Genomic DNA, 21,619 nt, shown 5'->3' with positions numbered 1-21,619 from the left:
AAAATGGGGTACTTATAAAGATTTTCTAGAAGAATTTTTGCACATTGTATTGTTATTATGTATACAATGTAATGACAATGAGCTTGCATTTATGTGTGATACATTGATAGTTCTGCTAATCACTGTATAGGATCACGTGATTAATGTATATATGTTTTATAAGCGAATTCTAAATCATCATATTGAATATATTAAGAAAATATTATCTTAATCTTTAAATATATTATGCTAATGAATCAAAACTGTGCGTGTAAGCGATCCGTTGGTTTTTGCAATGCATTCTCTAAACAGAGTTGATTACGACCTTTTTCCTTGGCTTGATAAAGTGCTTCATCCGCACGTTTAATCAGTTGTTGAAAAGGAACACAATAAGGGAGAGTTTGATAGCTTAATCCAATGCTTACACTGATATTTAGACATTCACCTGTTTCCAAATAAATCGGTGTTGCAAAAACCTTATTGCAAATTCTTTGCGCCATTTGAATACTCTGTTGTAAAGTCATATCCTTGAGTAGAATCGCAAATTCCTCTCCACCTAGACGACCAAATAAATCATGGCTGCGAATTTGTTCGCGTACTTGACGACTAAACTCTTGTAATACTAAGTCTCCCGTATGGTGTCCATAAGTGTCATTAATTTTTTTGAAATGGTCTAGATCCAATAATAAAATCGTTACAGTCTGCGCCTGTTTTTTTTGTGGGGTTGTTGTAACGGTACGTTCACTTTCTTCATAAAAGAAACGACGGTTCATGGTGGTGGTGAGTCCATCATGGTTGGCAAGGTATAAAATTTGATGATAGAGTTTCTGTCGATTTAGACTGATGATTGTGAGGGTGAGTGGCCCCAGTGCGAGCATCATTAACCCAATACGCACTGAAATTGTGGTCGCAAGATAAGCATTTGGAGACTGTGCAATATAGTATTCTGTTAAAGAATTATAGAGCATCATACAGACAATGCAGTTAATGATCGCAATAAAGAATAAATTATACGTTAATGCAGCCCAAATTAAAGCTGCAATGGGAAACATAATGGCACCGGGACCGACAAAAAAGTGGGTCAAAATTACTGAACCAATAATTGCAAGTAAAGGCATCATTGTGTTGATTTGGATAGGGGCTAGCTGTTGTTTATGCCAATAATTTTTAAAAGTTTGAATATCAGGAATGGCGAGTAAAATAGGTAAAAATGCAATCACATTAATGATTTCACCTGTCCACCACATACCAAAATCTGTCCATACGCGCTCAGGCTTCATAAATGTGTTGGGTACATGAGGAATGGTCAGTGCAGCGAAACTAGCGGCCGCTAAACAGCCGCCAAAGGCAGAGATAAGAAAAAGAAAAAGGAAAGTTAAACCTTTATTGTATTGTTTAAAATCAAGTTTGAAAAAATGTAATAGAGTCAAAGTACATACTGCATGAAGCATATTAGAAATGGTGAGAAAAACAGTAAGGACGAAATAATTGCCTGTCATGAGATCTGCAAGCATAAAGCCACAAAAAGCTCCTAACCATCCACCGATATTGCGTAATGTTGGAAAACGCAAAAACAGCCCTAGTAATACAGCGTTTGCTGGCCAAAAAATCGCGAGGAAAAATAATGGTCGTCCTAAAATTCCAATGAGTGCACAGACGAAAATAATTCCCATGACAATTGCAAAGGCACGGAAGTTGTTAGATAGAGATTGTGCTGATTGATGAATAAATATAGACAATTCAAGATCCTATATATTGCTAAATGTTGCAAAGCACTTTGTTTTTATGACCTCATTTACATGTATTAAAGTATTTCACATAAATGGCAATTTTTATATATGAATTCGATATTTTGTAAAGTGAAAAAGTATATTTTTTATCAATAGAAAATTTTGTCAAAAAAGAAAAATTGTTCATATATGGTTATTTTTACATGCATTATTAATTAAATATGTTAGTTTAAATAGGAACACACTGTAATATACATTTAAGTATGAAAAAAACATTATTATGCATTTCTTTGTTGTTAAGCGCATCACCTTTAAGCTTTGCTGAAACGACTGCGAAAGCAGCACCAGTGGGAGCTGAAAAAAGTACTTTGGCTGAGAATACGATTCGTATTTCCACACGTCCAGAAATTTTAGGCTTATGGGGAATGCAGATTCCAAATAATAAAAAATGTGTTGAATATTATAACTTCCGTGGTGGAAATGAAGTTGTTGTCAATAGTGGCAAAGAATGGTCAGCGGGGCTCTATGACTATCAAGCTTCGCCTGATAATACTCAGGAGAAATTACCTGCATTGATCATGCAAATTAAGTATGAGAATAATGAAGTGGATTGCTCAGGGCGACAGGAAAATCAAGCAGGTGAAGTTTCGCAGTATTTTGTACGTTGGCAAAATAGTAATACGATTAATTTTTGTGCTTCAGAAAAAGCAGATCAGTGCTTTGCGACATTGAATCGTGTTTTGCCTTAGAAATGAAGATCGAAACTAAAATTGAACAAGTACAATTGATAATAAAAAACCTCTGATTTTACAGAGGTTTTTTTATTGCTTAAATACTGCTATCAAGCATCATTTTCATGACCTTGAACTTGCTTAAGTAAGTGTTTTTCAAGGTAATGAATATCCATAGCTTGTTGACAGAATTTTTTATCTTCTAGAATCAAATCTTTATGCAATGGAATATTGGTTTTGATGCCTGTCAAAATCATCTCATCTAAAGCTTGTTTCATACGTGCAATCGCAGTATCACGATCTTTACCATATGAAATAAGTTTAGCAATCATTGAGTCATAATAAGGTGGAATACTATAACCTTGATAAATATGAGAATCTAAACGAATCCCTGCACCACCTGGCGCATAAAAACTTTCAATTTTACCTGGTGATGGTAAGAAAGTTGAAGGATCTTCTGCATTGATACGACATTCAATAGCATGACCTTTGATTTGAATATCTTCTTGTTGAAGGTTTAGCCCAAGCCCCGCAGCAATACGGAGTTGTTGTTCAATAATATCGATGCCTGTCACTTGTTCAGAAACAGGATGCTCAACTTGAACACGCGTATTCATTTCAATAAAGAAGAATTCACCGTCTTCAAATAAGAATTCAAAAGTACCAGCACCACGGTATTGCATGAGTTTACACGCATTTACACAGGCTTCTAAAATGTGTGCGCGAGCTTCCTCAGGCAAGCCTGGAGCAGGTGCTTCTTCAAGTACTTTTTGGTGACGACGTTGTAAAGAGCAGTCACGGTCATAAAGGTGTACAGCATGACCATTACCGTCTGCTAAGACCTGTACTTCGACATGACGTGGTTTTTGTAGGAAACGTTCCATATAAACCGTATCATCACCGAACCACATTTCTGCATCACGTTGAGCAGCTTGTACAGATTCAAGAAGTGTGTCGACACGTTCTACAATACGCATACCACGACCACCACCACCTGAGGCAGCTTTGACGATCAATGGAAAGCCAATTTCTTTGGCTTCAGCTAAAGCATTGGTTGGTGTGACAGCATGAGCAGAACCTGGTACAGTTGGAACACCTGCTTTACGCATTGCCATAATCGCTGAAACTTTATTCCCCATGAGGCGAATATGTTCAGGACGTGGACCAATGAAAATAAAACCTGAACTTTCTACAATTTCAGCAAATTCAGCATTTTCAGATAAGAAACCATAACCCGGATGGATGGCATCTGCGCCTGTGATTTCTGCTGCTGTAATAATCGCGGGAATATTTAAGTAGCTTTCACTGCTTGCGCCTGGACCAATACATACCGCTTCATCAACAAAGCGTAAATGCATTAAATCTTTGTCAGCATCAGAATAAATACCAACAGTTTTGATCCCTAAAGTTTTGCAAGCACGCGTGATGCGAAGCGCAATTTCACCTCGGTTTGCAATTAAAACTTTTTGCAACATATCAACCCCCTAGCGATTACGCGCGGTAGCGGAATAAAGGTTGACCGAATTGGATTACATCACCATTTTTAACTAAAATTTCTTCAATCACGCCGCTTTGTGTTGCTTCGATTGGGTTCATGATTTTCATTGCTTCGATGATCCCTAAAGTTTCACCTGCAGAAATCGTTTGACCAACATTGACAAATGGAGGCTCTCCTGGATTCGGTGCCGCATAAAATACACCCACCATAGGAGAAGTTTCTACAGCACCACGTGCAGCAGCTTTAACAACTGGTGCTTCAATAGCAGGAGCTGAAACAGGAGCAACGCCAGCAACAACAGGATTACGACGCGTCAATGCAATCGATTGATCTCCTTCTTTAACCTCAATTGCCTGAAGGTCGGATTCGATCATCAAATCGATGAGCTTTTTGATTTTGCGAATATCCATGGATTCGTATTCCTAATGTTATGAATGAGTTGAAGGTTGAATTTTTTCGATCGCATAGTTCAATGCAAAAGAATAACCTTTTGCACCAAGACCACAGATCACGCCAACGGCTTTATCAGATAAATAGGAGTGATGTCGAAATGATTCTCGTGCATGAACATTCGACAAATGAACTTCAATAAAGGGTAAGGCAACGCCAAGTAGGGCATCACGTAGAGCAACTGAGGTATGCGTAAGCGCAGCAGGATTAATAATGATGAATTGCACACCATCTTGTTGTGCTTGATGAATACGATCAACGATTGCGCCTTCCCAATTACTTTGGAAAGTTTCTAACTGAATATGAGACTGCTGGGCTTGTGCAGTGAGTTGCTGATTAATATCTTCTAAAGTAAGGTGACCATAGACTTCTGGTTCGCGCTTTCCTAGCAAGTTTAAGTTTGGTCCGTGAATGACCAAAATGGTCGAACTCATTGAGCCTGCTCCAATTTGAAAGTTGCAAAAAATCTTTGCAAGATCGCTACAAAGTTTGCGTATTATGGCATAATTTTCTACATGTATTTTATAATTTCTTTTAATTGGTGTAGAAATTAGATACCGACTATGCGCTATATATTGAGAACTTTGCGACTAAATAACAATGTTAAAATATGACAAATTTTTTATTTTTTATTTTTGAATGAGTTTAAACCGAATTGACCAAAACTGTTGATGTGATTTATGTAACTATAGCCCAAAGAAGTGTGCTTTTGTAGTTTTCTAGATGGTTTCTGATCTTCTAAAATTTAATAGGTCTAAAGTTCTGATGTGTTTTTATCAATACCAAATTGTTATTTATAGAGATGATATTCAACTATGAACTTTAAAAATAGAGTTGATCATCATTTTGTATACATCACAGTTTGTTCTATAAATTTGAGTTGATTGATTTTTTATTTATCTAAATATTTAATTTTTATTTGTTTTATGAGAGGTTTAGATAAGGTTTTATAGAATATCTTGTTCAGTAAATTTTAATGGATTGAAAAATACTGAGATTCTTAAGATAAAGTGATTTATTAAGAAATTTGCGCTGATTTTTTTGATTGTCAGAAAACAATAAAAGCCAGCATGGTGGCACCTAAATAGCTGAAAAAGCGGAGTGATTTACTTATTTTTCTACAACTTGGTTATTCATTGTATTGTCTGTAAATTCGGCATGAGATTGACCGAATTGCTCAATCTGTGTATGACAAATGAACAGTCAATCAGACCAAGAAAAATTATAGGATTGGCAAAACTTCCATATCATGCAGGATTACATTTCTTTCTATGATAAAAATGTTGAGCAAGATAAAAATTAAGCCTATTTTTTGTACTTTATTTGCCGAATAAAATGTCAATCAAATAAAATGATGTAAAGAAATAATAACATTTGGCTAGATTGGGTAACCAAAGTAATTATGTCATTTAAAAGTCATCAACATTTGAAGGGCTTATATTTTAAGCTTTACATTGTTTAAAAATGATACATCTATCAGCTTGTTCAAATCTAAAAGCGTCTTAAAGTAAGTTTTGTCGTTGTTTATACGGCATTCCCCAAAATTGCAAAGGAAGATGATGAAAATGGCTAATCAACAAAATCAATCGAACCAACAAAATGATCAACAGCAACAACAATCTAATCAATCGAATCAACAAAATCGTCAACAGCAACAACAATCTAATCAACCGAACCAACAAAATCGTCAACAGCAACAACAATCTAATCAACCAAACCAACAAAATGATCAACAGAAACATAATCAACAGCAATAACTGTTCAATATCGTCCTTAAATGATGCAAAGCCCCGAATGTTCGGGGTTTTGCTATTTTTATTTCATCAAGTTGCATTGTGCATTGAGCATGAAATGCTTAAAATTTGAAATCTAACAGATTGATGTAAAATATTATGTTGCAAGATTTTATTGAAGAACAAAAATTGGTATGTGAAGAATTTGATTCTCGTTATATCAAAGTAAATGAAACAGATGTGATTGCGATTGCCAAACATACCTTAAACCAAGAACCGATTGTAGGTTTACGTAAAGCACCTGATGAGAATCAAGTTGCATGGTTTATTTATGGTGGAGAGTTAGCTGCTGAGCAAGATGACTTTGAATTGGTGACTGTGAAAGAGCTAGAAGATATTTTTCCAGATGCAATTCCATATTTAGCATTGGAGCAGGGGTTTCGCTTCATGATCGATGCGGATGACTATGAAGATGTTTGGAAAGCTGATGCATTTTAATCGAATAAAAAACAAATATTTATCAATTGTTTTGACACAAATATTTTGTATTTGTGGAATATTGTTTACCAGTTCACTCGCTGCACAAGACGTGCAAACTTTAGCGAATCAGTCATTAACACAGCAACAGTATAATCAATTGATAACGCATTTTACCAATCAAGTGAATGCAACCAAAAAGATATTGGATCAGTCTGAAAATGCAGATGCAACTGCGCAAAGGCAAGCATTTTGTAGTCGTTTAGAGGCTTATGAGTACATTGCTGCGTTATCAAAAGATAACCTTCAATTAGAAACAGCAAGTGTGATGTTAATGGTTGCTAATCAATTTTTAGATCGACAAAAGCAATCTTTAATTGATTCAGGAATGACAGAACAGGTGTTTTGTGCAGCAAAGCCATCTAAATTGTCAGAAAATGATATAAAAATGGCTGAAAATGATAAATAATTCAAAGTAAATTTTAGTGATAATATCTTTTGTTAAAACAAAGCCATAAAGATTTTCCCTGGTCTTATTGTGTCATGTTTTACACATCAACGTCCAAGTTGATGAATTAAACCCGCCTTAAAAAGCGGGTTTTTCTATTTTGGCTTATAAAAGGCATTATGTAAAAAAAGCCCGATTAATTAGGCTTTTTTACATGTGCTACATAGCATTTTAATGCTTCAGCAATGATTTGACCCTGTGATCTATTTAGCTCGCAGGATAGGTCTTTAATATGCTGAACTGTTGATGTGTGTAATTTATATGATTTACTTACAAAACCTCTATTTGCATCACTATCTGCGTTAATTTGGATTCTTGATTTAGCCATTATATTGTCCTCAATTTATTATTTGTGGTGGATTAGGATGTGCGATCTATTTTGTAACCCTTTGTGCCTATACATTGTTTGATTGGCCAGAAATAGAATGACGCTAACAATGAGTTGGGTAAAAAGTTTCATCATGTTTATTCAAGTTTGTAATATTTAACAGTTACTTATCATCAAAACAATACCCAATTTTAAAAAATCTTAAAACAAAGGCATCCTGGTCATTTACAAGCCAAACATGAGTGCGTAATTAAGTACGACCTAAATTGAACGATAATAATCTCTGCGATGCATATACTCGAAAAAGTACACCCACCATATATGCGGTGGGTGTACTGATTATTAACAATACAGAGCAAGGTACTATATTGAGCAATTTATTTCGCAAGCGTCAATTTGCATAAAAATTGTATTCATGTGGGTATTACCACATTAAATCATCAGGAATGACATAAGCTGCATATGGGTCTTCTTCATCAGTGGTTTGTTGATTATTTTCGGCGTTATTGACAATAATAAATCCTGTCATTTTTTCATTAATACGGTCTGCTAAAGCTTTGGGTAACAATGCATAGCTATTATTTTCTTTGGCAATCACTAAGCTACCCGATACAAGAGCATTATAAACTTGTTGATGAATATAGACTTTTTTGATTTTGCCATCATCAATAAATTGATAGCTGATATCACCATCAGTGTCTTTAATTTTGTGTTGTGCAATCATTTGAATAATCGCAGCAACGAGGGCTTTTTCATCTAAAATACGTTGTTTTTCTTGGTTGAGTGCTTGATCTTTTGCAAGTTTTTCTTGCTTATCTTGCTCAATTTTGGCTTTTATTTCAGCGTCATTGTTTTGACCCGTACGCTGTTCATGTTGTGCTTGTTTCGACAACTTTTTTGCCTTTTTATTATCGACTAAGCCCGCTTTTAATAATTGAGCTGCTAAAGCATTTTTAACCATGTGAACAACCTACCATCACTTTGTAAGATAATGAATACGAAAATAAATAACCCAATAAATGCAACTTAAACTAAAACTGAGTAGTGCTGGCATTAGAAAGGTGTTTAATTTTAAATAAGGATAGACTCCTGTGGCAATTACTCCACCGAAGATAAATCCAAATAAAATCAGTAAATGTAAAATAATGCGCTTTTTTTCAACATAAAGCCCACGAAATAAATAGCCTAAGGCAAGCCCTAGGTCAGTTAAAACGCCAGAAAGATGTGTAGTCCGAATAATCGCACCCTGATAATGGCTCACCATAGCATTTTGGATCCCCATTGCAGCACATGCCCAAAGGAGTCCATAGCGTGGATAATCCTTAATAAAATACCAACTGAGCACAATAAATAATGCAACTAAGCTTAATGGTAATCCATAACGTCGCCCCATTTGAAAGTGACTATTACCTAAAATAAAACCACTATAGCTTGAGCCCAATACATAGCTCAGAATCACTAAAATAAGGAAAATGATATTAGGCACATCACCATGTATGATGCTGATTGCCAACATACTGGCATTGCCTGTCATATGCGAAACAGATTGATGCAGTAAAGTGATTAATCCAATCACATTGATCATGCCCGCATTTAATGCAAGCATGAAAGCACCAAGTTGAATCCAAAGAGGGAGCTGTTGAAAAGGCATTAAACTAACTGAATCAAATCTTGATTTGATTCAGTATAGAATGAGATTATTTTTTAGCAAGGTCTACAGCAGCAGTAAATAATACATCGGTCGAAGAGTTTAGCGCGGTTTCAGTTGAATCTTGTAACACGCTAATCACCATACCGATAGCAACCACTTGCATAGCGATTTCACTCGGAATACCAAATAAGCCACATGCCACAGGAATGAGTAATAAAGATCCCCCTGCAACGCCTGATGCACCACATGCAGTCACTACCGCAACCACGGATAAAATCACCATAGTCACCAGATCAACATGAATACCTAAAGTATTTACAGCTGCTAAGGTTAAAACAGTAATGGTCACTGCTGCACCTGCCATGTTAATAGTTGCACCCAAAGGAATGGCAACACTTGCAGTCGCTTCATTTACACCTAAACGTTTTGCAAGGTCTAAATTTACAGGGATATTTGCTGCAGAACTACGTGTGAAAAATGCGGTAATCCCACTTTCTTTTAGACATTTAAAGACCAAAGGATAAGGATTACGGCGCATTACAATTGCAACCAATAATGGGTTAATAACCAATGCGACAAAGAACATGGTTGCCACAAGTACTGCAATTAAATGCGCATAATTTTCTAAGGTTTCTAAACCAGCTTGTGCAAACGTTGCGACGACCAAACCAAAAATACCAATCGGTGCAAGGTTAATCACGATACGAATGATCGAATTAATTGCATCAGCAACATCAGTAATGACTTGTTTTGTTGTATCAGAACCATGACGTAATGCAGCACCTAAACCAACTGCCCAAGCAAGAATTCCAATGAAGTTTGCTTCAGAAAGTGCAGTGACTGGGTTGGTAATAAAGCTTAACAATAAATTTTTCAAGACTTCAGCTACGCTACCAGGTGGTTGTAATGCAATATCACTAGCACTTGTAAAAACCAAGGTACTTGGAAACACGATACTCGCAAAAACAGAGCTGAATGCTGCTAATAGCATGCCCACAGCGTAAAGCATCAAAATAGGTTTTAATTGACGGTTACTTTGTCCTACTTTGAAATTAGCGATGGACGACATCACTAAAACAAAGACTAAAATCGGGGCAACTGACTTTAATGCCTTAATGAAAATATCACCTAAAATACTGACGTATCCAGCAGAATTAGGGAAAAGATATGCAACTATAAAACCAAGTATGATGGCAATAAGAATACGTGTGACTAAACTTAAACGTGCTAGGGCAGCGAACATATTAAAACCTGAGTTGCCTTAAACTGGACTAAAATCAATAAACAAGCCGACTATTCTATACCTAAAAGTGCTTGGAGAATGAAACAATTTCACATAAAAAATAAGATACTAAAAAATATATAATTTTTTGAAAATGAGAAATTGTAGCAGTTTATTGATTCACCAATAAAGAAAAATTAAAATGAATTAAAGGTTTGTGCATCCAATTCATGCATTGCTTGATAATGGGTTAAATAGATATTTCCACTAAGTTCGTCCAATAAATTTGACACCTTCAAACGATCCATCACTGGGCCTTTAATTTCAGATAGATGCAATTTAATTTCGAGTTTAGCAAGTTCAGCATTAATATCCTCGAGGGCTTCTAAAGCGCTGATGTCAATATTACTGATACTTGAGCAATTGATTACAACATGATGTAAATGCTGATTTTTACTGACTTCGGCAATAATAAATTCTTTTAAGGTATTGGCATTTAAAAATGTTAAATTTTCATCAATACGAATCGAAATAATATTGGCACTGGTCACAACTTCATGTCGTGAAATATTACGAAAATGTTGTGTTCCTTCAACTAAACCAATTACAGCAATATGTGGACGACTGATTCGCCAAAGCAATAATATAAAGGTTGAAACAATACCAATAATTAAACCTGTTGAAATGTCAATACACAGTACGCCAAAAAAAGTTACCCACATTGCAATACCATCGGCTTTAGAATAACGCCAAGCTTCAATAAAAGGCTTAAATTCAACCAATTTCCAAATTGAAACAATAATGGTTGCGGCAAGCACAGCCAAAGGTAAGGCTTTGAAAACACCTGTGAAATACAAACTAACGATAACAATCAATAGAGAGGAAAAAACTCCTGCCATCGGCGTTTTAGCGCCTGCATCAGCATTCACTACTGTACGTGACAAACTACCTGTTACAGGAAAAGATGAACTAAAACCAGCGCTTAGGTTTGCTAAACCTAAAGCGACCAATTCTTGGTTACTGTTGAGTTCACTTCTTTTTTGAAATGCGGTCGCTTGAGCGATCGAAATAGATTCAACAAAACTGACCATCGTAATCATCGCGGCACCCGGTAATAGTTGCATCACCAAATCCCAAGACCAAAATGGCATTGAGAGTGGGGGAATACCCGAAGGAATTTCCCCTACAGTTTTGATACCAAACTGATCAAGGTTTAAAAGCTGTACCAGTGCAATCGAAAAAAATACCAGTAATAATGGCAATGATTTATTGATAAAAATAATGCTATTTTTATCTAATTTTGCTAAAGAAAAACCAATGATTTTAGGGGCGTAAATTAAGAGTAAAATGGCAAAGCCACCAAAGATTAAACTCGGAAAATGAATCAATGAAATATATTCGGCAGCAGAAATTACAAATTCAACGACATTGCCCGATTGTAACGGTAAATTGACTAAAAATTTAAGTTGACTTAGTGCAATCAAAACAGCAGAGGCAATAATAAAACTTTTGATGACAGGATGACTAATTAGCCGAATTAAAAAACCGAAACGCAAGATTCCCAATAAAGTCGATAAAACTCCGACCAAGACTGCCAATAAACACGCTGCTTGAATATAAACAGGTGAACCTACTTCATACAAGGGTTGTAAGGTCGCAAATGTCATCATTGAAATCAGTGCGACAGGACCAATCGACAATGTTGGACTACCACCGACAATAGCATACACAATCATCGGTAAGATACTGGCATACAAACCTGTGATCGGTGGTAAACCAGCTACCATGGCATATGCCATACCTTGCGGAACAAGCATTGCAATGACAATGAGTGCTGCAAGTAAATCTGCTTTAAAAAAAGGAGCATTATAATGTTGCAGCCACTGCCAAGCAGGGATGATAGCATTTAACTTAGATTGAGATTTAGGCATAAAAATCTATATCATATTTTTATATATATTATGCAGAAAAAATGCTAAGAATTATAGTCCCATTTTAAAATACAAATTTTGATCAACTTTAAATGCTTGATTTTCAATTTATTCAAAGTTGATCTGACTACAGATTAAAAATCACTGAGGACAATACAAGTCATAAAGTGTATTTAAAACAAGACTTAGCTTTGGATCTTTAATTGAATAATAAATTTGTTTACCATCACGTCGAGTGCTGACCATATCACTTTTACGCAACATCATCAGTTGTTGTGACAACGTTGGTTGGGTAATTTGAGTATGTTGCTCGATTTGCGAAACATTTAGTTCTTGTTGAACCAAATGACATAAAATCAATAAGCGATCGGTATTCGCTAAGGATTTTAAAATTGAAACCACATCGGTGGCAGATGCTCGCATTGCATCAATTTGAAAACTCTGACTCATAAAGATCAGAAACTCCTAATATTGCCTCATGTGCATAATCGAATACATGCATATCGTAAACGAATCGGGCTATTCTATTGCAAGCTCCATCCTAACACGAATACTTTCATATTTATTTCTGATTAATCTTAAGTTTTTTTTATAAGGTATATTATTTTTATGCAATTTAAATATAAATATATCCATATGATAATTTTATATAAGTTTCAATAGATTAAGGTACTGTGACCATAGTTTTTGATCCATACTTTGCATTGGCGCTTGTGAGTAAGAGGAGATTAATATCATGCAATATAGTCTAAATAGCCTAAGCATACTCGTACATGAAAATCGTTGCAAGTTGTTATAAATTTAGCATTGTATGACGTAAAATTTAAAGCAAGCACCAGACATGAAAGCCAAGCTTAGAATTTAACCTAATGTGAAGATTATTCAGTTTTAAGTTGAAGATTACTCAATGATGATGCGTAGTAATTATTTAAATTTATGTTCTAATAGCATTATTCATTTATGTAAAAATCATCGTGCTACTACAACCTTTATCCTATGCCATTCCTACGCTTTCCCATGACTATGCCGAATGGCATCAGGGCAGGGAAGATTATGCGTTATGGTATATCGAAATTACAGAGCCGACTTTATTAGAATATCTAAATAGCCTAAGAAAATATTTTTCAAATTTTTTATTTCAACCTAATATTCGTCAGTTCCATATTACCTTATTTGTTTGTGGATTTTTAACGGAAAAACAACCTATTTTAAATGATGATTTTTCAATTGCGCAATTTAAACAACAGGTTCAATACATCATTCAACAGCAATTTCAAAGTTTTAAAATATTAACAGGCAATCTGCAAAGTTTTGATAGTGCCTTATTTATTGAAATTTTTGATTTTGAAAATAGCCTAAGTAATATTAGAAATTTATTTTCAAAAACGCATCATGAAATAGCACCTTTACAATATCTACCACATATTACTTTAGGACTTTACAACCAAGCCTATCATTCCTCAGAGATCTTTCAAACAATTGAAAAGATTCATCAAAAGCATTTTGAAATTCACATCGAGCATTTAACATTTGGTTACTACAAAGCCAAAATGATCCAAGGGCAGTTATATGCCCATCAACAAATACATTTAGGTCAACTATGATTCGACTTATTTTAGGTGGTGCACGTTCAGGCAAAAGTCGTTTGGCAGAACAATTGGCTCAATGCTCTGCTTTGGACGTGACTTATATTGCAACAGCGCAGGCATGGGATGCAGAAATGCAATCACGAATTGAGCATCATCAAAATCAGCGACCAACGGATTGGACTGTGCTGGAAGAACCCATTTATTTGGCAGATTTATTAGAAAAAATAGATCAGCCCGAGCATGTGATTTTAGTGGATTGTTTAACGTTGTGGATGACCAATTTGTTGTTAAAGCAAGATGAAAATTCACAGGAATTTCAACATGCTGAATTACAAATGCAAGAATGTGAAAAGTTATTAAAAATATTACCCACTTTACAGGCACACATTATTTTAGTCAGTAATGAAACAGGGCTTGGTGTCGTGCCGATGGGTGAAGTGAGCCGTAAATTTGTAGATGAATCAGGTCGTTTACATCAACAACTCGGAAAAATTGCCGATCAAGTGATTTTTTGTGTCGCAGGTTTTCCCATGTATTTAAAAGGAGAGAAAGAATGAATTGGTGGTTAGATGCATGTAAAAGCCCAAATGTTGCAACGAAACAAGAGGCGGAACAACGTCAATTACAATTGACTAAACCTACAGGTTCACTTTCTACCTTAGAAAATATTGCTGTGCAATTGGCGAGTTTACAAGGTCAAGCTAAACCCAATGTGGATTTTCCTTGGATTTGTATTTTTGCAGGTGATCATGGGGTAATGGAAGAAAATATTTCTGCATATCCACAAGCCGTGACACGACAGATGTTACAAAATTTCGCTACAGGTGGCGCATGTATTAGCGTGATTGCAAAAGAATATAATGCAAAACTACAAGTCATTGACTGTGGCTCTGTAGGCGAAAGCTACGAGTACCAAGGTGTTGAACAACATTGTATCGCTGAAGGTACTGCAAACTTTGCCAAAACAGTTGCGATGACTGAAGCACAATGCCACGCAGCGATGCAACTCGGGAAAGATAGTGTTGACCAAGCATTTACACAAAATGCTTCAATTTATGTCGCAGGTGAAATGGGCATTGGAAATACTTGTTCGGCGTCTGCGGTTGCATGTTTTTTATTAAATGAATCGCCTGAGAAGTTAACAGGTGTCGGCACAGGTATTCGTGCAGAACAATTAGAACATAAGAAAAATATCATTCATCAAGCGCTTGAACTCCATAAAAAGGATGTGAATGGTGATGTGTTTAAGGCACTTTGTGCGGTGGGTGGCTTAGAAATCGCTGCGATGACAGGTGCTTATATTCGTTGTGCACAAGTCGGTTTACCTGTGGTGGTCGATGGTTTTATTAGTAGTGTTTCGGCTTTAATCGCCGTGCGTTTAAACCCTGATGTACGTCAATGGATGTTATTTGGGCATCAATCGGCAGAATATGGGCATCAACGTTTATTGCAAGAACTCAATGCTGAACCTTTATTGAAATTAAATTTACGTTTAGGTGAAGGCAGCGGGGCCGGTGCATCTTTGGGAGTGATTAAACTTGCCTGTAGTTTACATAATAATATGGCAACTTTTGCAGAAGCTGCCGTCATCGGTGAAAAAATTTAAGCTTCCGATTAAGTTTATGTTGAATTTGTAGGATGATGCAATGATCGTGGAGATTGATTTACTTCGGCATGGTGAAACCACATTGAGTCATACGCTCAGAGGTTCGACCGATGATGCCTTAACTGAACAGGGACAATTGCAAATGCAGACGACGGTTCAGGATTTTTTAGATCAATCTTCACACGGCGTTCCGTGGCGGGCAATTTATAGTTCACCATTACAGCGTTGTCAGTTATTTGCTGAACAATTAAGTGCGCAGTACGGCAAAAGCTTACGAATCGAACCGAATTTACAAGAGATGCATTTTGGAGATTGGGAAGCAAAATCAACACAATGGATTTATGAAAATTTTCCAAATGAATTGAGTTTATTTTGGCAAAGCCCAACGCAATATACACCGCCCAATGCAGAAACAATGCAGCAGTTTTATTTAAGAATTTGCACAGCATTGAAAAATATACAACATGCAATGCAGCAACAGCATTGGCAACGAGTTTTATTGGTCACACACGGTGGAGTCATTAAATTATTAAAATGTCTTGCAGCACAAAAAAACTTAGATGAAATTTTAACGTTGTCGGCTGAATTAGGCACATTGCATCGCTTTGAAATCGATATTGAACAAAACTCAATACTTTATTTATCAGATACTTTAAACAGTAAAGAACTTTAACATGACCCCTTTTTTAATTGCATTGCAGTTTTTAACAACCTTTCCTATTCAGTTAAAAGCGATGCCCAGCCCACAGCAAAATGGACAATCATTGTTGTTTTATCCCGTTGTGGGTTTATTAATTGGTGCTATTTTATGGGCGATAGCGATATTATTTCAAAGCTTACCAATCATTTTATTGACTTCTATCGTGTTGTGTACATGGATTTGGTTGACAGGCGGATTGCATTTAGACGGTTTGGCGGATACTGCTGATGCGTGGGTCGGTGGTTTTGGTGATCAAGCACGTACTTTAGCCATTATGAAAGATCCAAATTGTGGCCCGATTGGCGTTTTAAGTTTAGTGATGATTTGTTTGTTGAAGGGGTCTGCAATTTATGTGTTACTGCAACAAAAAATGTTACTCGCTTTGCTTATATTTCCAGTCCTTGGACGTATTGCACCTCTGATTTTATTTCTGACCACGCCTTATGTGAGAAAAAATGGTTTGGGTTCGGCATTGGCAGAATTTATTCCGCAAAAAACGGCTGTTTTGCTTATTGTGGTGTGTTTAAGTTTTCCTTTGGTTTTTTCATGGCTTGGTCTTGTCATCAGTTTTGTATTTCTATTCAGTTTATATTATTTACGGCATAAATTTATACAACGTATTGCAGGGATTACGGGAGATACTGTCGGGGCAAGCATTGAAATTTTAGAAACAGCCACTTTGTTGTGTTTTGTGATTTTAAGTTTTTATTTTTAATCTTATAAATTTGTGTGAAACATAGAAGAAGAACGTCCACAGCATTTTAAATCTTTATAGGATCTATCACATAGAGATTGGTAAACTTTTTATTGGACATTTTGATGCTTTGTATTTAATGAAATACCAAACATCAACCAAATAGTAGATGATTGGTCATTTCAATTTTCCCGGTCAACCTGCAAACACTAAAATCATTTGTACCAAATAAGGCCCTACAATGACCATGAAAATACCAGCAAGTACCATGGTCAAACTTGCAATCACACCTTCTTGTTGATGACGCATATAGGCTTTGCTTGTGCCAAAACCATGTGCTGCATTGCCTAAAGATGCACCCATGGCAAAGTGCGATTTTAAGTGAATCATTCTTAAAATCACATCACCAAAACACATTCCGACCAGTCCTGTAATAATGGTAAATAAAATCACCAATTCCACCGAGCCACCAATATGTTCCGCCAGTTCCATCGCAAAAGGCGTAGAGATTGAACGTGCCATTAAGCTATACGTGGTCATCTGATCAAAGCGAAATAATTTTGCCAAATAAAATGCACTGAGCATCCCTGCGAACATGCCAAAGATCACCCCCATTGAAATAGATAAAATATGTTGGTAGATCACTTTGCGATATTCATAAATAGGAATCGCAAAAGCCACTGTGGCAGGTCCGAGCATCCATACGATCCATTGACTGTCCAGCATATAAGTTTCATATGTGGTATGAGAACACAGTAAAATCAGGATAATCATCACAGGCACAAGGATTGCAGGTGAAAAAACCAAGTAAGGTAATTTACGATACAGTTTTTTGGCTAAAATGTAGGCAAGTAATGTTCCAACAAAACAGACCATGGAAATTAAAGACATTTATGCTTCTCCTGATCATGTTGCCATTTGTTCTGATGCTCTAATCGCCGTTGCTTAATTTTATGCTCAAGTTTAAAACCAAAATGTACGCTATACGCTGTACAGACCATGACACAAATTGTTCCGATAAACACGGCGATCAGCAGTTGCCAACCTTCAGTCAAAAATAAATCTTTGTATTTCATCAGCCCGATGAAACAAGGAATAAAGAAAAGTACTAATTCTGCCAAAATCATGTCAGAACCTGTCTTAATCCAGTTTAATTTTAAAATACCGCTGAATAAACAGAGCAGTACAAGCATTAAACCAATAACAGCGGCTGAAATAGGGAGATTGAAAGCGTTTTTGATCACGCCACCCATTGCGAAGAAGACCAGTAGTAAAAGAATTTGTAAAAAGACTATGCCGATAAAACTGAACTTTGCAGAGAAATTCAGCTTAGAAAATAAATGGTGTGAATGCGACATAATATGCGGCTTGTTGCGAACAGATGTCTTATTTTATTACGCACTTTTATGCTAAATTATGAATAATTAAATTAATATTATTCTTAAAAGGAATAATTTATGGATTTAAAAAGCTTAAAAATTTTTCGGACAGTTGTAGATGTACAAAGCTTTTCACTAGCAGCAGAGAAGTTATGTATGACCCAACCTACAATCAGTAAGGCAATCGCACATTTAGAATATGAATTACAGACTGCATTATTTAAAAAGGGTGAAGCAGGGCGTAAACGTGAGGTGTATTTAACCTATACAGGTGAATTAATTTATCAACATGCTGTCACAATTTTGCAAGAACAACAAAAAATTTATGACACGATTCAACATGTACATCATTTAAAAAAAGGCAAACTCACCATTGGCTTACCGCCTTTAGGTTCAGTCTTATTCAGTCCATTAATTGCATTATTTCATCAACAATATCCAGAGATTGAACTCAAATTTTTAGAAGTAGGTGCAAACGGCGTAGAGGAAGCGATTGCAGAAAAAACAGTTGATGTTGGGATTTTACTCGGAAATCTAAGACCAAACTTTTCAGCGATTCCTGTTTTGGACTCGCCTTTATGCTTATTGTCAGCGAAAAACGCTAAATGGAAAAATCGTAAAAATGTCGATCTAATTGAACTAAAAGAGGAATCTTTTTTACTCTATGCCGACTCTTTTACCTTAAATAATGTGATTATCGCAGCAGCACAAAGCGTTGGCTTTGAACCACATGTGGTATGTAAAAGTGGACAATGGGACTTTATTTCAAAAATGGTTGAGTTTGATATGGGTATTGCACTTTTACCTCAAATCTATTGTGATCAGTTAGATCAAACACATTATCAAACCGTGCTTTTGACACAGCCAAATTTAAATTGGACACTCAGTATGGCATGGAATACCTCTGTCACCATGAGCCCAGCAACACGTGCGTGGTTAAATATTGTCGATCAGCATCGTGATAAAATTCATTTTTAAAATTTTTAAATTTCAAATTATTGAGAAACTGCAAAATTAAAAAATTATGACTTATAGTAAAGATAAAAATAGAACATTCCATGCAATCTTGTTCTACTTTTTCATGCTCAATGTATTTATGGGTATGAAGTTAATTTCAAATGCTGAACATTATCAAAATATTGCCTTTGGGGAATATCGTTTGGTTCATTACCATATTCCGCAACAGTTACAATATGTAGAAAATGATTGGAAAGGAGATCGGAGGCGACTTTATTTTTCTATTAATGGAAAGCAAATTTATGAATTACAGTGTGTTAAATTATCTCAAGACATTTGCAATGAATTTGATCATCCGCAATATAAAATTCAAAACGTCAGTTTTTATGAGCGTTATTTTGCGCAGACACCTCAGCATACGAGAGAATATGAATTAAAACAATTTCAATATTTAGATGAGCATAACCAATTAGTCCAAGTCGATCTACCAATAAAACCATACGAAAATTCACGGCATTTATTGCAAGCCAAATATGATTTGGTATGGACAGCTGTATTTTATAGTGCAGGCATCATATTATTGGCAGGCTTTGTATTTTTTATAAAGTTTGATAAAACACAAGTCAAAAATGCTCAAAAACGACAACGAATTCAATTGGCAGCTACATTTCAATGGCAGCGTAAAGCAATGCTGTTCATCATGTCCATCGCAATGCTTATGGTATGGACTTATGTCATATCTGTACTTTATGGATTTAGTCCCGTATAAACGATCTAATCAATTCAACAACAGCTTTGGGTTGTTTGAGCCAAACACTATGTTGATGACCTTTTAAACTCTGTGTTAAGTCTAACTGTTGCACTTTGGGCGTGTAAAAATAGCGACTTAGTCCGAGTGTCGAAGACATTGGGGCAAAATCATCTTGTTTGAATTGGATAAATAATGCTGGATTTTTCGATAGAGATTCTTTTGGTAAAATATGGCGATAATTTCCAGTAAAAATCACTTTAGACCAATCATGCATTAATGTTTTTGCTTCTTTATTTCCAAAGCCAACTTTATAACCTTCCAAATACCCATCTTTTAAAATCATGGCATTAAAAATTACCGCAGCTTTTAAAATATTAAATTTGCCTTTGTAATCCCAATATTTTAAACCAATATTACCTGTAGCAATGCCAATGACTTTAATGACATGATGCTGAGCATAGAGTGTTGCTAAATGTCCACCTAAACTGTGTCCTAATAAAATAGGTATTTGTGGTGATAATTCTAGTGCAATGTTGACTAATTGTGGAATGAAATACCCCAATAAATCCGCATAACCAAAATCAAATGTTGCAGAAACGGATGGGGTATTACGTCCACATCCTGGATAATCGGCTGCAATGACATTAAAGCCTTGTTCAATTAAATGTTGAATCAGTGGTTCATATTTTTGAATAGCAACACCAAGCGCGGGTAATACAATAATGACATGCTGTTGCTGAGCAATTTTATAAATATCCACTAAAATTTGATCACTTTGTGGAAATGTAAGTTGTTTTTGTAAGATGGTTTTATTCATCTGGGTATTGCCTTATTTTAATTGATGATTGAATTGAATCATTAATTTTAGCCCGAACGCATTCATGAATGCCGGTCTGGCATGTGGATGGCGTTGAGCTTCTTGTAGCATTAAATCTTGAAAACGTGTTTTGAACTGTGTTCTAGGATAATGCTTTAAAATTTCTGTTTGATAGTGGTGAGAAATGTATTGGGCTTCGCTACCAATCACATCATAGGCAGTGGCTTGTTGTAAAAGTAAACTTTCTTTTGCCAAACAATAGTCTTTTTCATCCAAATAGCCATTCATATGTAAACAGATTGCATCTGAAATTTTTTGACTTTTATGTGCAGGATAATCATGCCGATGGCAAATACTTTCTGAACGTAAGGCACTTTCAAAAGTAAAGCATTGGCAACTTTGATATTCATTTTTTGGATCTGCCAAAGCAACATCATGCAGTAAACTTGCAATTAAAAAAATTTCATCATCAAATTGCCATTGTTTACTCTGCGCAATTGCGACACCCCAAAAATAACAACGCCAAGAATGTAAAATGGTTGCTTGGCAATGGGTCTGTTCTAATTCAAAGAGAGCGTCTTTAACAATCGCGGTGTCAGGAATTTTAATCTCTTGCGGTGTTAAATGATGTGAAGGCGATGTCACGTTACATTGAGATTTTGCAAAATTGAATGCTGCAGGAAGTATAAATTTTTTTAGCAACGTGATTTTGTCTTTAAAGTTTAATTTGCCTTGCGTTAAGGTCATCCATGCACGATCACCAAGCATTTTTATTCCTTTTCTTAAAATTAGAGCAATTACTCTAATTTATTGTGCATCGAAATTTTCCAAAATGCAATTCTAAAAATAGATTAAAGGCTGAACAGCATCATGCTGTGTGTCCACTTA

At 35.7% G+C, this 21,619-nt stretch carries 25 protein-coding genes; 11 read left to right on the top strand and 14 right to left on the bottom strand.

Translation table 11 applies throughout. The features are described 5' to 3' along the window. Positions 1-236 precede the first annotated feature (236 nt). Positions 237-1,652, bottom strand: a complete 1,416-nt coding sequence (locus HX129_RS04285; protein WP_286433916.1) for a GGDEF domain-containing protein — start codon at positions 1,650-1,652, stop codon at positions 237-239. Between the two features lie 320 nt (positions 1,653-1,972). On the opposite strand from HX129_RS04285, the gene HX129_RS04280 reads away from it, so the two are divergent. Beyond that, complete coding sequence (locus HX129_RS04280) at positions 1,973-2,458, top strand: hypothetical protein (RefSeq protein ID WP_130073436.1); 486 nt, start codon at positions 1,973-1,975, stop codon at positions 2,456-2,458. 92 nt (positions 2,459-2,550) lie between these two features. On the opposite strand, the gene accC is transcribed toward HX129_RS04280, so the two are convergent. From accC to aroQ, 3 genes are read right to left on the bottom strand one after another with little or no spacing between them, the layout of a single operon-like run. Next, complete coding sequence (gene accC, locus HX129_RS04275; protein WP_130073437.1) at positions 2,551-3,915, bottom strand: acetyl-CoA carboxylase biotin carboxylase subunit; 1,365 nt, start codon at positions 3,913-3,915, stop codon at positions 2,551-2,553. A gap of 16 nt (positions 3,916-3,931) precedes the next feature. Continuing rightward, positions 3,932-4,348 (bottom strand): acetyl-CoA carboxylase biotin carboxyl carrier protein, encoded by a 417-nt coding sequence (accB, locus tag HX129_RS04270; protein WP_130073438.1) that lies wholly within the window; start codon positions 4,346-4,348, stop codon positions 3,932-3,934. A gap of 18 nt (positions 4,349-4,366) precedes the next feature. Beyond that, on the bottom strand, positions 4,367-4,822 hold the full coding sequence (gene aroQ, locus HX129_RS04265) for a type II 3-dehydroquinate dehydratase (RefSeq protein ID WP_130073439.1): 456 nt from the start codon (positions 4,820-4,822) through the stop codon (positions 4,367-4,369). Between the two features lie 1,131 nt (positions 4,823-5,953). On the opposite strand from aroQ, the gene HX129_RS04260 reads away from it, so the two are divergent. The 3 genes from HX129_RS04260 to HX129_RS04250 all read left to right on the top strand — a co-directional run bounded on the left by HX129_RS04260 (position 5,954) and on the right by HX129_RS04250 (position 7,067). Next, complete coding sequence (locus HX129_RS04260) at positions 5,954-6,145, top strand: hypothetical protein (protein WP_286433812.1); 192 nt, start codon at positions 5,954-5,956, stop codon at positions 6,143-6,145. Positions 6,146-6,280: 135 nt separating this feature from the next. After that, on the top strand, positions 6,281-6,619 hold the full coding sequence (locus HX129_RS04255; protein WP_130073441.1) for an immunity protein Imm33 domain-containing protein: 339 nt from the start codon (positions 6,281-6,283) through the stop codon (positions 6,617-6,619). Positions 6,620-6,680: 61 nt separating this feature from the next. Next, positions 6,681-7,067, top strand: a complete 387-nt coding sequence (locus HX129_RS04250) for a hypothetical protein (protein WP_286433813.1) — start codon at positions 6,681-6,683, stop codon at positions 7,065-7,067. A gap of 175 nt (positions 7,068-7,242) precedes the next feature. Here the strand turns inward: HX129_RS04250 and HX129_RS04245 are convergent, their stop codons facing one another. The 6 genes from HX129_RS04245 to HX129_RS04220 all read right to left on the bottom strand — a co-directional run bounded on the left by HX129_RS04245 (position 7,243) and on the right by HX129_RS04220 (position 12,688). Continuing rightward, a complete protein-coding gene (locus HX129_RS04245) occupies positions 7,243-7,434 on the bottom strand; it encodes a ribbon-helix-helix protein, CopG family (RefSeq protein WP_130073443.1) in 192 nt (63 codons plus the stop codon). A 424-nt stretch (positions 7,435-7,858) separates the two neighbouring features. Continuing rightward, entirely contained in the window at positions 7,859-8,395 is a 537-nt protein-coding gene (locus tag HX129_RS04240) for a DUF2058 domain-containing protein (RefSeq protein WP_174492575.1), read from the bottom strand. A 15-nt stretch (positions 8,396-8,410) separates the two neighbouring features. Continuing rightward, the gene (locus tag HX129_RS04235; protein WP_130073446.1) at positions 8,411-9,085 is read right to left on the bottom strand and encodes a YoaK family protein; all 675 of its coding nucleotides are present in this window, start codon (positions 9,083-9,085) and stop codon (positions 8,411-8,413) included. Positions 9,086-9,131: 46 nt separating this feature from the next. Continuing rightward, complete coding sequence (sstT, locus tag HX129_RS04230; RefSeq protein ID WP_174492577.1) at positions 9,132-10,328, bottom strand: serine/threonine transporter SstT; 1,197 nt, start codon at positions 10,326-10,328, stop codon at positions 9,132-9,134. Positions 10,329-10,504: 176 nt separating this feature from the next. Next, a complete protein-coding gene (locus HX129_RS04225; RefSeq protein ID WP_286433814.1) occupies positions 10,505-12,238 on the bottom strand; it encodes a SulP family inorganic anion transporter in 1,734 nt (577 codons plus the stop codon). Between the two features lie 141 nt (positions 12,239-12,379). Further along, a complete protein-coding gene (locus HX129_RS04220; protein WP_130073449.1) occupies positions 12,380-12,688 on the bottom strand; it encodes an ArsR/SmtB family transcription factor in 309 nt (102 codons plus the stop codon). 524 nt (positions 12,689-13,212) lie between these two features. Here HX129_RS04220 and HX129_RS04215 point away from each other — a divergent pair. The 5 genes from HX129_RS04215 to HX129_RS04195 are packed head-to-tail and all read left to right on the top strand — an operon-like array spanning position 13,213 to position 16,848. Further along, the gene (locus tag HX129_RS04215) at positions 13,213-13,842 is read left to right on the top strand and encodes a 2'-5' RNA ligase family protein (protein ID WP_286433815.1); all 630 of its coding nucleotides are present in this window, start codon (positions 13,213-13,215) and stop codon (positions 13,840-13,842) included. Next, a complete protein-coding gene (cobU, locus tag HX129_RS04210) occupies positions 13,839-14,384 on the top strand; it encodes a bifunctional adenosylcobinamide kinase/adenosylcobinamide-phosphate guanylyltransferase (protein ID WP_286433816.1) in 546 nt (181 codons plus the stop codon). Before HX129_RS04215 ends, cobU begins: the two co-directional genes overlap by 4 nt. Beyond that, complete coding sequence (cobT, locus tag HX129_RS04205; RefSeq protein ID WP_286436025.1) at positions 14,381-15,433, top strand: nicotinate-nucleotide--dimethylbenzimidazole phosphoribosyltransferase; 1,053 nt, start codon at positions 14,381-14,383, stop codon at positions 15,431-15,433. The genes cobU and cobT overlap by 4 nt, the downstream gene beginning before the upstream one ends. 46 nt (positions 15,434-15,479) lie before the next feature. Continuing rightward, a complete protein-coding gene (locus tag HX129_RS04200) occupies positions 15,480-16,106 on the top strand; it encodes a histidine phosphatase family protein (RefSeq protein WP_286433917.1) in 627 nt (208 codons plus the stop codon). A 1-nt stretch (position 16,107) separates the two neighbouring features. Then, positions 16,108-16,848, top strand: coding sequence for an adenosylcobinamide-GDP ribazoletransferase (locus tag HX129_RS04195; protein WP_286433818.1), 741 nt, complete (start codon positions 16,108-16,110; stop codon positions 16,846-16,848). A gap of 174 nt (positions 16,849-17,022) precedes the next feature. Here the strand turns inward: HX129_RS04195 and HX129_RS04190 are convergent, their stop codons facing one another. Both HX129_RS04190 and HX129_RS04185 read right to left on the bottom strand, forming a co-directional pair. Continuing rightward, entirely contained in the window at positions 17,023-17,718 is a 696-nt protein-coding gene (locus HX129_RS04190) for an LrgB family protein (RefSeq protein WP_174492583.1), read from the bottom strand. Then, the gene (locus tag HX129_RS04185; protein WP_286433819.1) at positions 17,709-18,185 is read right to left on the bottom strand and encodes a CidA/LrgA family protein; all 477 of its coding nucleotides are present in this window, start codon (positions 18,183-18,185) and stop codon (positions 17,709-17,711) included. The genes HX129_RS04190 and HX129_RS04185 overlap by 10 nt, the downstream gene beginning before the upstream one ends. Positions 18,186-18,284: 99 nt before the next feature. Here HX129_RS04185 and HX129_RS04180 point away from each other — a divergent pair, with 99 nt between their 5' ends. Continuing rightward, entirely contained in the window at positions 18,285-19,184 is a 900-nt protein-coding gene (locus tag HX129_RS04180; RefSeq protein ID WP_130073456.1) for a LysR family transcriptional regulator, read from the top strand. A gap of 124 nt (positions 19,185-19,308) precedes the next feature. Continuing rightward, on the top strand, positions 19,309-19,932 hold the full coding sequence (locus HX129_RS04175; RefSeq protein ID WP_286433820.1) for an MFS transporter: 624 nt from the start codon (positions 19,309-19,311) through the stop codon (positions 19,930-19,932). Here HX129_RS04175 and HX129_RS04170 read toward each other — a convergent pair. Together HX129_RS04170 and HX129_RS04165 are read right to left on the bottom strand one after the other, a co-directional pair. Then, positions 19,919-20,731, bottom strand: a complete 813-nt coding sequence (locus HX129_RS04170; RefSeq protein WP_286433821.1) for an alpha/beta fold hydrolase — start codon at positions 20,729-20,731, stop codon at positions 19,919-19,921. The two genes, HX129_RS04175 and HX129_RS04170, sit on opposite strands and share 14 nt — an antisense overlap. Before the next feature lie 12 nt (positions 20,732-20,743). After that, positions 20,744-21,499 carry an HD domain-containing protein gene (locus HX129_RS04165; protein WP_286433822.1) on the bottom strand — a complete coding sequence of 252 codons (756 nt, stop codon included), beginning with the start codon at positions 21,497-21,499 and terminating at the stop codon, positions 20,744-20,746. Positions 21,500-21,619 lie beyond the last annotated feature (120 nt).

Origin of the sequence: Acinetobacter sp. 251-1, from assembly GCF_030329305.1 — a bacterium.
In the GTDB taxonomy this organism is placed as follows: Bacteria; Pseudomonadota; Gammaproteobacteria; order Pseudomonadales; family Moraxellaceae; genus Acinetobacter; species Acinetobacter piscicola_A.
Note: the sequence above shows the minus strand (reverse complement) of the source record. Positions and strands in the feature narration are given on the sequence as shown.